Source organism: Thioalkalivibrio thiocyanodenitrificans ARhD 1 (assembly GCF_000378965.1).
GTDB lineage: Bacteria > Pseudomonadota > Gammaproteobacteria > Ectothiorhodospirales > Ectothiorhodospiraceae > Thioalkalivibrio_A > Thioalkalivibrio_A thiocyanodenitrificans.
In genome coordinates, this window is the sequence record NZ_KB900536.1 from 2,814,893 (window position 1) to 2,830,105 (window position 15,213).

General features: G+C 65.0%; 12 protein-coding genes. 5 read left to right on the forward strand and 7 right to left on the reverse strand.

Features of this window, described 5'->3' with window-relative positions; all coding sequences use genetic code 11:
- Nucleotides 1-203 precede the first annotated feature (203 nt).
- From THITHI_RS0113295 to THITHI_RS0113315, 5 genes are all read right to left on the reverse strand, one after another.
- Nucleotides 204-917, reverse strand: a complete 714-nt coding sequence (locus THITHI_RS0113295) for a hypothetical protein (protein ID WP_018233602.1) — start codon at nt 915-917, stop codon at nt 204-206.
- 174 nt (nt 918-1,091) lie between these two features.
- Nucleotides 1,092-1,454: a magnesium and cobalt transport protein CorA gene (locus THITHI_RS0113300; RefSeq protein WP_018233603.1), complete on the reverse strand. Its 363-nt coding sequence runs from the start codon at nt 1,452-1,454 to the stop codon at nt 1,092-1,094.
- Between the two features lie 651 nt (nt 1,455-2,105).
- On the reverse strand, nt 2,106-3,149 hold the full coding sequence (locus THITHI_RS0113305; protein ID WP_018233604.1) for an ABC transporter ATP-binding protein: 1,044 nt from the start codon (nt 3,147-3,149) through the stop codon (nt 2,106-2,108).
- Nucleotides 3,133-4,854 carry an ABC transporter permease gene (locus tag THITHI_RS0113310; protein WP_018233605.1) on the reverse strand — a complete coding sequence of 574 codons (1,722 nt, stop codon included), beginning with the start codon at nt 4,852-4,854 and terminating at the stop codon, nt 3,133-3,135. Before THITHI_RS0113310 ends, THITHI_RS0113305 begins: the two co-directional genes overlap by 17 nt.
- A 170-nt stretch (nt 4,855-5,024) precedes the next feature.
- Nucleotides 5,025-6,047: a Fe(3+) ABC transporter substrate-binding protein gene (locus THITHI_RS0113315; RefSeq protein WP_033336951.1), complete on the reverse strand. Its 1,023-nt coding sequence runs from the start codon at nt 6,045-6,047 to the stop codon at nt 5,025-5,027.
- 238 nt (nt 6,048-6,285) lie between these two features.
- Here THITHI_RS0113315 and THITHI_RS0113320 point away from each other — a divergent pair, with 238 nt between their 5' ends.
- The 4 genes from THITHI_RS0113320 to THITHI_RS0113335 all read left to right on the forward strand — a co-directional run bounded on the left by THITHI_RS0113320 (nt 6,286) and on the right by THITHI_RS0113335 (nt 11,390).
- Entirely contained in the window at nt 6,286-6,759 is a 474-nt protein-coding gene (locus THITHI_RS0113320; RefSeq protein ID WP_018233607.1) for a hypothetical protein, read from the forward strand.
- A 78-nt stretch (nt 6,760-6,837) separates the two neighbouring features.
- Entirely contained in the window at nt 6,838-9,228 is a 2,391-nt protein-coding gene (locus THITHI_RS0113325; RefSeq protein WP_018233608.1) for a HEAT repeat domain-containing protein, read from the forward strand.
- The gene (locus THITHI_RS0113330) at nt 9,228-10,322 is read left to right on the forward strand and encodes a type IV pilus twitching motility protein PilT (protein WP_018233609.1); all 1,095 of its coding nucleotides are present in this window, start codon (nt 9,228-9,230) and stop codon (nt 10,320-10,322) included. Before THITHI_RS0113325 ends, THITHI_RS0113330 begins: the two co-directional genes overlap by 1 nt.
- Nucleotides 10,323-10,325: 3 nt before the next feature.
- A complete protein-coding gene (locus tag THITHI_RS0113335; RefSeq protein WP_018233610.1) occupies nt 10,326-11,390 on the forward strand; it encodes a type IV pilus twitching motility protein PilT in 1,065 nt (354 codons plus the stop codon).
- 228 nt (nt 11,391-11,618) lie between these two features.
- Here THITHI_RS0113335 and THITHI_RS0113340 read toward each other — a convergent pair whose 3' ends face one another.
- Both THITHI_RS0113340 and THITHI_RS0113345 read right to left on the reverse strand, forming a co-directional pair.
- Nucleotides 11,619-12,368, reverse strand: coding sequence for a DsrE family protein (locus THITHI_RS0113340; protein WP_018233611.1), 750 nt, complete (start codon nt 12,366-12,368; stop codon nt 11,619-11,621).
- Nucleotides 12,368-12,925 carry an RNA polymerase sigma factor gene (locus THITHI_RS0113345; RefSeq protein ID WP_018233612.1) on the reverse strand — a complete coding sequence of 186 codons (558 nt, stop codon included), beginning with the start codon at nt 12,923-12,925 and terminating at the stop codon, nt 12,368-12,370. Before THITHI_RS0113345 ends, THITHI_RS0113340 begins: the two co-directional genes overlap by 1 nt.
- 955 nt (nt 12,926-13,880) lie before the next feature.
- Between THITHI_RS0113345 and ltrA the strand changes: the two genes are divergently transcribed.
- On the forward strand, nt 13,881-15,080 hold the full coding sequence (gene ltrA, locus THITHI_RS0113350) for a group II intron reverse transcriptase/maturase (protein WP_018232667.1): 1,200 nt from the start codon (nt 13,881-13,883) through the stop codon (nt 15,078-15,080).
- Nucleotides 15,081-15,213 lie beyond the last annotated feature (133 nt).

The following is a 15,213-nucleotide window of genomic DNA, read 5'->3' on the forward strand; positions in this document are numbered from 1 at the left end:
GTCTTTCCGAAAGCGATTGTGTGATGGCGGTTCTAGGGATGCGTAGTTGTTTGTCCCATGCTGCGCGTCCGGGTTCAACCCTGCGGGGGCGCCTGCCGGAGTTCAATGCATCCGTCACCGCACTGGAGGGATGCGTGCCGCCTCCGGCATGCCGGCAGAAAGAGGGTGCCCGTGCGCGCCTTCAGCCTGCCGCAACCCTGAGCTCAGAAGTTCACGACCAGAAGGCTCGCGCTGATGGTGTACGCCTCCTCGTTGTCGCCGCCCAGTTCCCGCGTATAGGTGAGGTCGAGAGACAGCCGGTCCTCGATCAGGAAAAGGCGGGGGCCGATCTGCATCACCGGGTGTGAGCCGCTGCGGTCGTCGCCGAAGACCTCAGCCACCAGACCCAGGGGACCGGCGAGGGTGGCCTCCGTGGCCACGCCCCAGGTGAGCGCCGTGGCATCGTCCTCGCCCCGGTCCCGTTCCACGCCCAGGTTGGCGTGGAACACGGCGCGATCCGGGATCAGCGTCATGCTGAAAGGCACATAGGCGAACACCGTTTCCCAGCGGCTGTCGGCAGTCAGGTACTCGGCGCCCGCCACCAGGCCCAGGCCGTAGCCCCGGCTGTCGGGATCGACAAGCATGGTCTTGCCTTCGATTCCGTAGAGTTCACCACCCTCGCCCGATCCGCGCAGGAAGCCGACGGTGCCGGTGAGCTGGAAGTTGCCGTCCCGGCGGCAGGTGGGAGAGAGAAACGTGGCATGATCGCCGTCGTCGAAGCGGGTATACCAGATCTCGGCCTCGCAACTGCGCGGGTCGATCAGTTCCGCGTCGTCCACTTCGTAGTGCCCGTGGGCCAGGGCCGGGCCGGGAGTCAGTGCCGCCAGGCAGGCCAGAACTGTTGTGGCAAGGCAGCAGGCGCGTTTGTGTCTGACCATTTTTCCCCCGGTGCTGCGTGGATGGATGCCGTGCCGAGCCTGCGGGTCGGTCCCGTGCCTGATTATGCGGCATCCGTCGTGCCACATGGCTGGGCTGTCCGCGTGCGTGCCGGCCGCCCCGGGACCGCACGGTCCCGGGCCCGTTGCGCCCGGATGGGGTGAGGGCCTTTCCTGTCAGACTCGGCGGCGGTGCTTGAGGATGACCACGACGCCGTTGCGCTTGGCTTCGGGCAGGGCCTGTACGATGGTTTTGCCCAGCCTGCGGGGCAGGCGCTCGTAGAGGCGGGCCACGGTATAGGTCGGCAGCCCGCCGGCCAGGCGCACGGCATCTTTGACCTCGATACGCTCGAGAACCCGGATCTGGGAATGTTCGGCAAGCCGCAGGAAACGCAGGCGCGCGGTCCCGAAGGCGCCCTCGCGCATGGCGCTGCTGACGGTGGCGACTTCCGTGTCGACGGCGGTGTCCACCCGCCGCCACAGTTCCTCGGGGCTGCTGTGCCGGATGCTTTCCAGGGCCTTGTTCATCAGTGTGGTCATGGGACTGCTCCTCCTGGTTCGATGACGCCGGTGTCACCGTCGATCATTGCACGCGCCGGCGGGCGCGCATCTTTCACAAGCAGTCAGCGGGACTCCGTGAACCATCCGTGTCGCGAGGACATGCGGTTCGCGCAGGGTTCGGGATGGGACTGAACCGGAATACGGATATGTCTCCATGACCTGTCGGCCACGGATTCCGATGTGATTCCGGGAGATCGGATCCCCCCGTACGTGCCATTCAGTGTGTCGCGGCGCGTCGGGGACGGGACCCTGGGACGGTCAGATGACCCGGGCGGGGTTACTGTCCCGACGGACGCTGCGGCACACCCGGCTCAGGCCGCTGACGGCCTTCGCGTGTGTACGATTGCAACTGCAACTGTCCATCGATTGGTTGAACCTCTGTTGCCTCAGATGTGCGGCCGGACACCGCCGGACGCGCGCGAAATTCTAACAACCTCGAATGGAAATGCAAGGGTGTGTGGGCGCCGCAGGAGCTGCGCGGGGGTGTGAGGGAATATTCAAGGTTCAAGGTTCAAGATTCAAAGTTCAAAGTTCAAGGTTCAAACATGGGGCGAAACGGCGGCATCCCTGGATTGCCTCCTTGAACTTTGAACTTTGAACTTTGAATCTTGAATTTTCCTTCCCCCCGCCTCAGCGGGGAAAAATCACCAGGTGATTGAAGGAGAGCTTCAGGCCGATGCGCTCGCCCACCGCAAAGTTGTCGTGACTGGGGGCGAAGCAGAGCACCTTGCCGCCGCTGGCGAGGCGAAGGGTGTAGAGGAAGCTCGCGCCGCGGAATGCCTTGTCCAGGACCTCGCCGCTGATGTCACTGGCGTCGTCGGGGCGGATGTCGTCGGGGCGCACCAGCACATCCACCGGGTCTCCCTCGCCGCAGCCCTCGGGTACCAGCCCCGTGATCACGCCGATCTCCGTCTCCACCTGGTGCTCGTTGAGCACGGTACCCGGCAGCAGCTTGCCCTGGCCGATGAAGTCGGCCACGAAGCGCTCGGCGGGGCGGTGGTAGAGGTTGTAGGCGGTATCCCATTGAAGGATGCGGCCCGAGTTCATCACGCCGATGCGATCGGCCATGGCAAAGGCCTCCATCTGGTCGTGGGTGACCAGGATCGCGGTGATCTGTTCCTGCTTGAGGATGCGGCGCACTTCGCGGGCCAGTTCCTCGCGCAGTTCCACATCCATGCTTGAGAACGGCTCGTCCAGCAGCAGCAGGCGCGGGCGCGGCGCCATGGCCCGGGCCACCGCGGTGCGCTGCTGCTGTCCGCCGGACAGGGCGTGAGGGTAGCTGTCGCCATAGCTGGGCAGACCCACCAGCGCCAGCAGTTCGGCCACGCGCGCCTGGCGAGCACGGGCGGGCAGGTGGCGGATGCCGAAGCCGATATTCTCGGCCACACTCAGGTGCGGGAACAGGGCGAAATCCTGAAACACCATGCCCACTTGGCGGCGTTCCGGCGGAAGAGTCCATCCCGCCCGGCTTACCTCGCCACCATCGAGCAGGATCCGTCCCCTGGTCACCGGCTCGAAACCGGCGGTGGCACGCAGCAGGGTGGTCTTGCCGCACCCGCTGGGCCCGAGCAGGCAGCCGATCACGCCGGTGTTGAGGGCGAGACTGACCTCGTGCACCACCGTGGTGTCACCGTAGGCCACGCTTACGTCCTGGAGTTCAAGCAGGCGTGTCATGTCCGGGTCTCGATCGGCTGATGGTCCGGCTCAGCAGGATCACGGGAATGATGCCCGCCAGAACGATGGCCAGGGCGGCGCTCGCGGAATCCGCCAGCCGTTCGTCGGAGGCAAGCTCGAAGGCGCGCACCGCCAGGGTGTTGAAATTGAAGGGCCGAAGTATCAGGGTCGCCGGCAGCTCTTTCAAGACATCGACGAACACCAGCAGCAGTGCGGTGAGCAGGCTGCCCCGCATGATGGGCATGTGGATGCGGCGCAGGACCATGGCCGGGCCCATGCCCAGGGAGCGGGCGGCGTCGTCCATGGATGGCTTGATCTTGGTCAGCGCCGCCTCGACGGTCTGCAGGGATACGGCCAGGAAACGCACGCAATACGCGAAGATCACCGCGACCAGGGAGCCCGAGAGGATCAGTCCGGTGGAGACGTTGAAGTGCTCGCGCATGAAGCCGTCCACGGTGTTGTCGATCCAGGCGAAGGGCAGGATGACGCCCACCGCAATCACCGTGCCGGGAATGGCGTAGCCCATGCCGGCCACGCGCACGGCGGCGTTGACCGGAAGCGACGGGCGCAGGCGTTTTCCGTAGGCCATCACCAGGGCCAGGACCACGGCCAGGACGGCCGCGATCCCCGCAAGCGAGATACTGTTCCAGACGAGGCGCAGGAACTCGGGGTGCATCCACACATCGGTGGTGTCCATTGCCCACAGGCCCAGTTGCAGCGCCGGGATGACAAAGCCGAGAGCGACGGGCAGTACGCACACCAGCACCGCGCCGGCGCGGCGCCAGCCGTTCAGGCGGTAACGGGGCAGCCGGGAGTACCGGCTGCTGGTGTGATGAAAGCGTGCCCGGCGCCTTGAATAGCGTTCCAGCACAATCAGCACCAGGACGAAGGTCATCATCACGCCTGCGAGCTGGGCCGCGGCGGCAGGGTCGCCCAGTCCGAACCAGGTGCGGAAGATGCCCGTGGTGAATGTCGGGATCCCGAAGTACTCGACGGTGCCGTAGTCCGCCAATGTCTCCATCAGCGCCAGCGACAGGCCGGTAATCACCGCCGGTCGCGCGAGCGGCAGGGCCACCCGGCGGAACCCGCCCCAGGGCCCCACCCCCAGGGTGCGCGAGACCTCCAGCACGCACACCGACTGCTCCAGGAAGGCGGCACGACTGAGCAGGTACACGTACGGATAAAGCACCAGGGAGAGCATGGCGATGGCCCCGGGCAGGGATCGTATCTGCGGGAACCAGTAGTCGCCCCAGCCCCAGCCCGTCCAGGCGCGGATCTGGGTCTGCACCGGTCCGGCAAAGTCCAGCAGGCCGGTGTAGGTATAGGCGATGATGTATGCCGGCACGGCCAGCGGCAGCAGCAGCGCCCACTCGAATGCCCTTCGCCCCGGAAAGTCGCACAGGCTGACCAGCCAGGCCGCGGGTACGCCGAGCAGCAGCACGCCCACGCCGACGCCCAGCATCAGGATCAGGGAGTTGACCACATAGTCGGCCAGCACGGTCTCACGCAAGTGCAGCCAGACCTCGGTGGCGGGAATGAACACGTGCGCGAACACCACCAGCACGGGCAGCGCGAGGATCACCGCCACCGTCAGCGTGACAACGGTCCAGAGATCCAGGCGGCGCTGCCCGGGCCGGGTTCGTGCGGGCGCGGCGGGTTCCTCCGGGGGCGGACCCGCGATCAGGTTTTCCGGTTGTGCGGACACAATGCTCTCTCGACGGCCCCGGTCACCCGGGTCTGCGGCCGGACGATCAAGGTTTCTCCGGGCGGTTGCTGCAGAAACGGCAAAGGGAGGCGCCGCCTCCCCCGGTTACCCATCGTATGAATGCCGGGTCGGCGCGGAAAGTGACCGGCGCCGACCCGGCAGGCATCCCGCTAGCGCCAGCCGGCGCGGTCCATCAGGCGCACGGCCGCTGCGTTGTAGGCGCCAAGGAGGCCCAGGTTGACCCCGTCGGCTTCGAACTCGCCGAAACCGGCCAGGGTGTCGCTCCACTGGACACCCGGCTTGATCGGGTATTCCTGATTGGCCCGGGCGTACCATTGCTGCGCATGGTCTCCGGCCATGAACTCCAGGAGCCGGACGGCGTTGTCCCGGTTGCGTGCATGGGCCGTGATGCCTGCCCCGCTGACGTTCACGTGTACACCCCGGTTGTCCTGGTTGGGCCAGAATACGCCGATGGCTTCGGCTGCCCTGCGGTCGTTTTCATCTCCCTCGTGCATTTGTCCGAGATAATACGTATTTGCGATCGCGATGTCGCATTGTCCCGCGGCGGCGGCCCGGATCTGGTCACGATCGCCGCCCTGGGGAGGCCGGGCCATGTTGGCGGTCAGCCCCCGGGCCCAGTCCTCGGCGGCTTCCTCGCCGTGGGCGATGATCATGGATGCGGTCATGGACTGGTTGTACACGTTGCTCGATGAGCGCACGCAGATCCGGCCGCGCCATTTCGGATCGGCCAGATCCTCATAGGTGCTCAGCTCCTGCGGGTCGACCCTGTCCTTGACGTACAGGATGGGGCGGGCGCGCATGGAGAGGCCGTACCAGTAACCGTCGGGGTCGCGGTAGCTTGCGGGGATGGCAGCCTCCAGTATCCCGGAGCGCACCGGCTGCAGGACCCCGGCCTCACGGGCGTTGTGCAGGTTGCCCGCATCCACGGTGATCAGGACATCGGCGGGCGTATTGCGGCCTTCGCTGCGCAGCCGTTGCAGCAGGGCGTCCGCCCGGGCGCTGACGATATTGACGCGGATGCCGGTCTCTTCCGTGAATTGATCCGTGAGCGGTTTGATCAGCGCTTCCTGGCGGGCGGAGTAGACGTTCACCTCACCCTGGGCCGGCAGGATCCCGGGCAGCAGCGAGAGCGACATCAGCAGGACAGTTGTGATGATTCGATGGGTTCTCATGGCTTGTGCAACACTCGATCAAGGGTTCATGGCGGATGATGGACTGGATGTTCCGGATGGTAACCGAAACACGAACGATTATCATTTATTATTTACGTTCATGTCAAGCGGGATAAGTGTCGGAATCTGGGCGGTAATGATGGGAATCCGGCCGCCAGATGGGTGATACTGATAATTATTGGCCCCATGATCGGCGTTCGTCGTGCAGGCGCCGACCGCTCGTGTGCCGGGAGTGAATATGGACAACAATGCATTAAAAATCCCCAAGAAACTCAAGGATGTAAAGATCTGGATCCACCCGGAGGGGCCGGTGGTGGGCGGCATCTTCCTGCATTGCCAGAGTGATCGTCACGATGGCCCGGAGCAGCCGGTGGAGGCCATGAACGGGCCGGAGCCATTTTTCGTGCTCCGCGGCCGCGGCGGCGATGATATTCGCTTCTACAACAAGAACGCGGTGGTCCGTCTGGAGTACACCGCGGAAACCGATGAGTCACCGCCGTCGGGTTGTGTGTCGTTACGCAGCCGGCTGCACCTGATGGACGGATCCACCCTGGAGGGCGTGATCCGGGAGTTGCTGGTGCCCGAGCATGCCCGGTTGTTCGACTACGTGAACATCTTCGAGGACCGCTTTGTGCGATTGTTCATGGAGGACAATCTGGTGGCGCTGGTCAACAAGGCTTATATCGTCCGGGTCACGCCGCTGGATCGTTGAGTCCATGCCCATTGACAGGTCCCGGAGTCCGGAAGTGTTGCTGGTCTGCGAGTGCTGCGGTATTGGTGGAGGAAGCGCGTGAGTCTGCTGCGTGATTTCAAGGCCGACCGCCTCATTGCGCGCCTGCTCGACCCCGGTGCGCGTGCAGGCAGCGGCGAAGAGCACAAACAGTTGGTGTCCAGGCTGAAGCGCCTGGGCGATACCGGTATCCGCAAGCTGATCCAGGCGCTGGGGCGATCGGGCCGCGAGGAGTCTGCCCGCATCAGTGATCTCCTGGGGCAGCTCCTGGACGACCGGACCCTGCCCCTGTTCAGCGAAGCGCTCACGGACGCCAACCATCTGCTGGCGAGCCGGGTCTCGCAGATCATGGTCAGCCGTGCCACCTTTGACCCCAACCGGCTGGTGGATCTGCTGGGTCATCCGCAAGTCGCCAGGGCAGCGCTGATGGAGGTCCTCGAAGCGCACAAGGAACGCCTGGACCTGCCCGTCCTGCTGCGCCAGACGTACTCATTGGAAGCCACAGAGCGCAATGCGCTGTTCCGGTTGATCGGCGAAGTGGCCGACGAGTCGGTGATCCCGGAATTGCTCAGCCGGATCTCGGGCAAGGATCCTGTGGTGCGCCGGCATATTGTGCGGATCCTCTCCCGGTTCAGGACGCCGGAGGTGCGCGAGACCCTCGAGGGCCTGCTCAAGGATCCGGACAAGGGGGTGCGCCAGGCGGCCCTCGCCGGGCTCTCGTCCCAGGAGTCGATGGACGCGCGTACTCTGTGTGGCATGTTGCGTGACCGGGATCTGCTGGTTCAGGAGCAGGCCGTCGACGCGATCGTGCGTCTGGATGCACCCGATACCATGACCCACCTCGTCCCTCTGCTGCATGACGAGTCCGAGCACGTGCGCCGCGCCGCGGTGGAGGTGCTCAACAGTATCGGCACCTCCGGGGCCATCAAGGAACTGCTGGAGTCGGTCAAGGACGCGGACTGGTGGGTGCGTGCCCGTTCCGCGGATGCGTTGGCCAGGATCGGCGGGCCGCGGGTGGTCAAGGCTGTGGTCGACCTGATCAGGGATGAGGACGAATTCATCCGCCGCTCCGCCATCGAGATCCTCAACTCCACACGGGACGAGCAATCCCTGAGCCATCTCATCGATGCTCTGGAGGACTCCGACTGGTGGGTGCGGGAACGGGCCGTGGACGCCTTGGCCAATATCGGCAACAAGGCTGCCGTACCTGCCCTGGTACGGATGCTCAAGCGCGACCAGAAAGCGGCGCCGACGGTGTTGCGTGCACTGGCCAAGCTGGGCGATGAACGAGTCATTCACGCGGTGCTTGAACAGCTCAGGAAATCGGACGTGCCCGTGCAGATGGAAGCATTGCATACCCTGGGCGCACTGGCCGGGTCCGAAAACGCCGGCAAGATCGGTGACGCCATCCTGCGGTACACGGCGAAGGCCGCCCCCGAGATCCGGGAGGCCGCCGAGGAGGTGTGCGATCGCCTGAGGGCCAAGTATTCCACGGCGGCTTCGCTGGGATCCGGCAAACAGGAATCCGCGGATGAAGCCATGGCGCTTTCCATGCTGCAGTCCCCGAGTGATTCCGGCGTGCGCCAGGCCTTGCCGGCAGGCGGTCCCGTCCTGGATGTGGCCGCGCTGTCAACAGGCGACATGCTGGGAGACCGCTACCGCTACGTGCGGCGGGTCGGTCGGGGCGCCTTTGGCACGGTGCTCCTTGTGGAGGACGTGATCATCGCGGAAACGGTGATCCTCAAGATCCTGCATGCGCAGATGGCCGCCGACGAGGAAATGATCCGCCGCTTCGTTCAGGAGATGCGCCTGTCGCGAAAGATCACCCATGAGAACGTCATCCGTATCTATGATTTCCTCAATATCCAGGGCCTTCTGGCCATTTCCATGGAGTACTTTCCATCCCGGACCCTGGCCGCGTACCTGGAGGGGAGCGAACCGCTGGCACTGCAGACAGCCATCCGTTATGCGCGCGACATTGCCAGCGGGATGGCCGCTGCCCATGAGACCGGCGTGGTGCATCGCGACCTCAAGCCGGGTAACGTGCTGATCAACAACCGCGGACTGGTGAAGATCGTGGACTTCGGCGTGGCCGCCGCCCGTGCCGCCGGCGATCAGCAACTCACGCGTACGGGCGTGCTGATCGGCACCCCCAAGTACATGGCGCCCGAGCAGGTGCTGGGCAAGCCCGTGGATGCGCGCGCCGACATCTACGCCCTTGGCGTATTGATGTACGAAATGCTTGCGGGCACGCTCCCGTACACCGGTGAGGACCAGATGGCGATCATGTATCAGCATGTGCAGGGCAATGCCAGGCCGGTGAACGAGATCAACCCGGACGTGCCCCGGACCCTGGGTGCGGTGGTGGCGCGGTTGATGGCGTTGTCCCCCGACGATCGTTATCAAAGCATGGATGAGGTCCGTCGGGCACTGACGGGCTTTCTCGACTGATGGCGCGGATCAACGCATTCCTGAAGCTGGGCCGCGAACAGGGGTGCTCCGACCTGCACCTGGCGGTCGGGGTGCCGCCCATGCTGCGTATGAACGGCGAACTGATGCCCATCAAGTTCCGCGATCTCGGGGAGCGGGAGCTGGAGGGTTACGTGCTGGAGATCCTGACGCCTTCCCAGCGACAGCGATTCGACAGCGGCGAGGATCTGGACTTCTCCTACGTGGCCGAGGAAGTGGGACGGTTTCGGGTCAACCTGTTCCGCAAGGCCACGGGGGTTGGCGCCACGTTTCGTCATGTGCCGGCTTCAGTGCCTTCCCTGGATGAACTGGGGTTGCCGGAGGTGGTCCGGGAACTGATCGGGCATCACCAGGGAATGGTGCTGATCACGGGATCCACGGGTACGGGAAAGTCCACCACCCTGGCGGCCATCATCGATCACATCAATGCCACCCGGTCCGTGAACATCCTGAGCCTCGAGGATCCCATCGAGTTCGTCCATGAGAGCAAGCAGGCACAGGTGATTCAGCGTGAGGTGGGCACCCACGTGACCAGTTACGCCAATGGGCTGCGCGCCGCCCTGCGCGAGGATCCGGACGTGATTCTGGTGGGTGAGCTGCGCGACGCCGAATCCATCACCATGGCCATGATCGCGGCCGAAACGGGGCATCTGGTGCTCGGGACCCTGCACACCACGTCCGCGGTGAAGACCATCGATCGCATCCTGGACGCCATACCCCTGGAATTGCGCGAACAGGGCAAGACGTTTCTGTCCCAGAACCTGCACGGTGTGCTCACACAGTCGCTGGTGAAAAGCGCCGACGGAAGGGGACGGCGTGCCGTCGTGGAGACGCTGCTCATTACCCGCGCCATTGCCAAGATGATCATGACGGACAAGATCCACCAGATCCCTTCACAGATGCAGACCGGCCGGGAACGGGGCATGCAGCTCCTGGATCAGGCGCTCATGGAGGCCCTGGAAAGGAAACTCATCGATCCGGACGATGCCTACCTGCACGCCAATGACAAGAAGATGTTCCAGCGATTCGTGACCGATGCCTCCCTGTTGCCCAAGATCAACCTGGCGGGGGGGTAGGCGATGAAGCGCGTCGATGCATTGCTGGCCCGTATGGTGGAGATGGACGGCTCGGACCTGCACATGATCGCCGGGGATCCGCCGCGCATCCGGGTCTACGGGGATCTCAAGCGGCTGGAAGAAGATTCCATGAGCGCCGAGGCCGTTTCCGACAGCCTGGCGGAGGTGATGCCCGAGCATGCGCGCCAGGTCTTCGAGCGGGAGGATGGCGTGGATTTCGCCTACGAGATCCAGGGGCTGTCGCGGTTCCGCGTGAACGTGTTCCGGCAGATCAACGGCCTGGGGGCGGTGTTTCGGGCCATCCCCTCGCGTTCCATGAACATGGACGAACTGGGTCTGCCTCCGGTCGTGTCGAGCCTCAGCATGCAGCGTCATGGCCTGCTGCTGGTCACCGGCAAGACCGGTTCAGGAAAGTCCACGACCCTGGCCGCCGTGGTGGACGACATCAACGCCCGGCGCAAGGGCCATATCATCACCATCGAGGACCCCATCGAGTTCCTGCACGAGCGCAAACGTTCGCTGGTCAGTCAGCGCCAGGTGGGACTGCATACGCCGAGTTTCGCCAGTGCCCTGCGTTCGGCGCTTCGAGAGGATCCGGACGTGATCCTGGTGGGTGAAATGCGGGATCTGGAAACGATCAGCCTGGCGGTCACCGCCGCCGAAACGGGCATTCTGGTGCTGGGGACCCTGCACACCAGCGGTGCGGCGTCCACCGTGGATCGCATCATCAATACCTTCCCGTCCCAGAAACAGGGCCAGATTCGCACCATGTTGTCCACGTCACTGCGCGGCGTGGTTTCACAGCAGCTCGCGCGCCGCGCCGACCGCCGTGGCCGGGTGGCCGCCATCGAGATCCTGGTCAATACCCCGGCCGTCTCCAACCTGATCCGGGAGGGCCGTTCGGATCAGTTGGAGAGCACCATGCAAAGCGGCGCGCTGGTGGGCATGCAGACCATGGACGGGGCCCTGAGGCGCCTGTTGGAGGCGGGTACCATCACCGGCGCCGAGGCCTACGAAAGATCCATCAACAAAAGCGAGTTCGAGTCTGTCAGGGACCAGGGCGCCTGACGGCGCCACTACGCGGGATACCACCTGCCGGTGCTGAAACGAAGCCCGAGGCTGGGCGTTGGAAGGCTTGTTATTGCCACAGAGGACACAGAGGGCACAGAGAAGATCCAATGCGGCAAGTGCGAATCCTGCCCAAAACGCGTTGCGAACTTCCTCTGTGCCCTCTGTGACCTCTGTGACCTCTGTGGCTGAAGGGTTTGCGCCTGGCCGAAGGTTCAGGACGGGTTCCTAAGCGCGCACGTAGACCCAGCCGTCCTGCAGGCGTTCGATGATGTGATCCACGGCGGACTGGGTGGTGCGGGTGCCGGTGAGCAGGCGGGTGCGCACACCCTGCCGTGCCAATACCTCCATGGTGTTCTGGCAGGCGATGAAATGGATGTTGTCGTACTGTTCCGACAGCTGGCGGATGCGTTCCACCTGGGTCGAGACTTCCTCCCGGAACAGGCCGAGGCCCGCGGAGTTGGCCACGACCTCGATCTCGAGCCCCGGTCCCGGGTAGGAACTGAGCAGCCGCTCGGCCCGGTCGATGACCTCGGAAAAACGCTGCGCGCCGCCCTGGCTGATGTGCAGGACGAACTTGTTGTGCCGGGTGTGTGACGGATTGATCCGTACGCCTTCCTGCTCGATGGCATCCGCGGGCTGGGCGGATGCCACCACCGCTTCCGGTGCCGCAAGCCGTTCCGTTGCCGCAGGGAACATCAGGCCGGCGGCGAAACCGACGCCCAGCAGCACGGCCGCGGCGGCCATGGCCGACAACCGCGCCCGGCCCGTGGGCCGCGCATTGTTGCGTTGCGGAGGGCGGGCGCCCGCATAGGCGTGATGCACCAGCGTCTTGACGTGGTGCAGCCGGCACGCGGCGTCGCGCAGCGCCGCATCCTCGCGGATGCGGATGAGGATCTCACGGCGCGGATCCGTGTCCAGTTCGCCGTCCACCAGTGCGTTGAGGCCGTGTTCGTCCTCGTCGCGGGTCTTGTCCATCACTTCACTCTCCAGAGAATCCGGCGGCTCGCGGTATCGGCTTGTGGTCGAATCGGCTCGAGTGCCGCCTTGAGCGCCCTTCTTGCCCGGCTCAGCCGGCTCATGACCGTGCCGATGGGGATGGCCAGCACCTCGGCCACCTCCGCGTAACTGAGCCCTTCCAGGTCCACCAGGGTGACGACCTCGCGCTGCCCCATGGGCAGTGCGGCGACGGCCTGACGCACCTGTGCCACGATCTGATCCTGTGCCTGTTCGTGCTCGGGGCAGCGATCGCAGACAAACAGCACCTCATCCAGCGGCACCTGGGGCTTGAGTCTGCGCAGGTGCTCGCGCCAGCAGTTGTGCAGGATGGCGAACAGCCATGCGTCCAGGCGATCCGCTTCCCGCAACTGATGCTGCTTGCGCAAAGCCCTGGCCAGCGCTTCCTGCGCGAGGTCATCTGCGAGCATCTCGTCTCCGCACCATGACAGCGCCAGCCGGAACAGGCGAATCCGGCTTTCCTCGACCTGCTGCTGCCATGCGCGCGAAGCCCCCCCAAAGAAATGGAGCCAGGTCATGCATCCCCTCCCAGGCGATTGCGGCTGAAATCATCGTTGTATGCAGCCCCCGACCCGACCGGGTTGGGGTGCTGGCCGCGCCTCCAATCCATACTGATGAGCCGGGGCAGTGCTTTATTCCATGCGCCGCCTGGCTCGGGGGATTGTACCGTTGACGCCCGATCATGGAATAAAGCGCCGTCATGCGCCATCTAACAGGGTGCCAACGAGCGAGGCACGGACGCCCGACCCCAGGCGGCTGCTGGTCGGAATTCGGCCATGGTCGGCAGGGGGGCGGGGCCTCGGTTTCAGGATGGGTCCTGAAGCGGGGGGCGGGTGCGTCGCGGGCCTTCAGGCTCCCCCGGGCCGGTGTTTGACGAGAGTATCCCCCTTTGAGCAGCTGCCCCGGCATCGCCGGGGCTTTTTTTGTGCGCCCGGCACGGGCGCACTCCTGGGGGTGCAAGTCCCCCCGTAAGCTGGCCACAGCGAACGAAGCGAAGCGCAACTGCGGAAGGGTGACCGACCGTGGGGAGGAAGCGTGGAGCGTAAACCGCGAGCCGATGGACAAGAACCGGATACAAGGCGCTGCCGAGCAGGGCGAGCGGGCAAGAAGCCGCGAAGCTCTCGTGGCCAAGGCGAAGCGGCGTAAATGCGGCGGTTGTGCGGTGAAGGGGTGCGTTCTTACCCGGGGAGATCTCGCCTTGTGCCTGAAAGGGCGACGGTGTAGAGCCGGAGCGAGAAGTCAGCAGAGGCCGTAGTAGCTGCCAACAAGGGGCGAAGGGCCGAACGAGAAGGAGCGTCAAACGCCTTGTCGATGAGAACGGTAGAGCATCAGATGCCCGCATCAGCGGGGCGGGTTGTGAACGGCCAGGGTGAAGCCCTGCCCCGAAGGACCAGCGATGAAACCGGCCTCCCGCGACGAGGATCGGAGGACGCAGGGCGGGACCTGTTGGCGCAGGCGCTCGCGAGGGAGAACATGCAACGCGCCTGGAAGCGCGTGAAGGCAAACAAGGGAGCTGCGGGTGTTGACGGTCTGGACATAGCCCGGACGGGAGAACACCTCAAACACGCATGGCCGAGCATCCGGCAGCAGTTGCTGGACGGCACGTACAGGCCGCAGCCTGTGCGGCGCGTGGGCATCCCGAAGCCGGACGGGAGCGAACGGGAGTTGGGGATACCCACCGTCACCGACCGTCTGATTCAGCAGGCACTGCTGCAAGTGCTGCAACCGCAGATTGATCCGACCTTCAGCGAGCACAGCCACGGGTTCCGTCCCGGTCGCCGGGCGCGGGACGCGGTGCTGGCCGCGCAGCGCTACGTGAGCCAAGGTTGCCACATCGTGGTGGACATCGACCTGTCGAAGTTCTTCGACCGGGTCAACCACGACATCCTGATCGAGCGCCTGAGCAGGCGCGTGAACGATGCCGGGGTCATCCGGCTGGTGCGTGCCTACCTGAGCGCGGGCATCCTGGATGGCGGTGTGGTGATCGAGCGCGTGGGGGGGACGCCGCAGGGCGGCCCGCTCTCGCCGCTGTTGGCCAACGTGTTGCTGGACGAAGTGGATCGAGCGCTTGAACGCAGAGGCCATCGCTTCGCCCGCTACGCCGACGACTGCAACGTGTACGTGCGCAGTCAGAAGGCGGGCGAGCGGGTGATGCGTCTGCTGCGGCGCTGTTACGACAAACTGCGCTTGCGGATCAATGAATCCAAGAGTGCGGTGGCCCGCGTATTCGGCCGCAAATTCCTTGGTTACGCCCTGTGGCGGTCCGGGGATGGCGAGGTGCGACGCGGGGTGTCGGAAAAGGCGCTGGAGGCGTTCAGGCAGAGGGTCAGGCAACTGACCCGGCGCAACAGCGGGTGCAGCATGGCAGAGGTGATCGGCAGGTTGCGCAGTTATCTGCTGGGCTGGAAAGGGTACTTTGGGTTGGCGCAAACCCCCAGTGTCTGGCGCAGGCTGGACGAGTGGATACGCCGCCGCCTACGGTCCTTGCAGCTCAAACAGTGGCGACGCGGCAAGACGATCTACCGGGAACTGATCCGGCTGGGAGCCAGTGCCCGGGTGGCGCAATCGGTGGCGGCGCTGAGCCGCCGCTGGTGGCATAACAGCCTCTCTGCCGTGCACCACGTGCTGACGATTGCCTATTTTGAGCGGCTGGGAGTGCCGCGTCTCTCATGACCTCAACTTCTCGAACCGCCCGGTGCGGACCCGCATGCCGGGTGGTGTGGCAGGGGAACGGTCAGCTATGCTGACCGCCCCTATGCCGATTGGCCGGCCGGCGAGGGTGGAGGCCCGATGCGGGGCGGGGCCG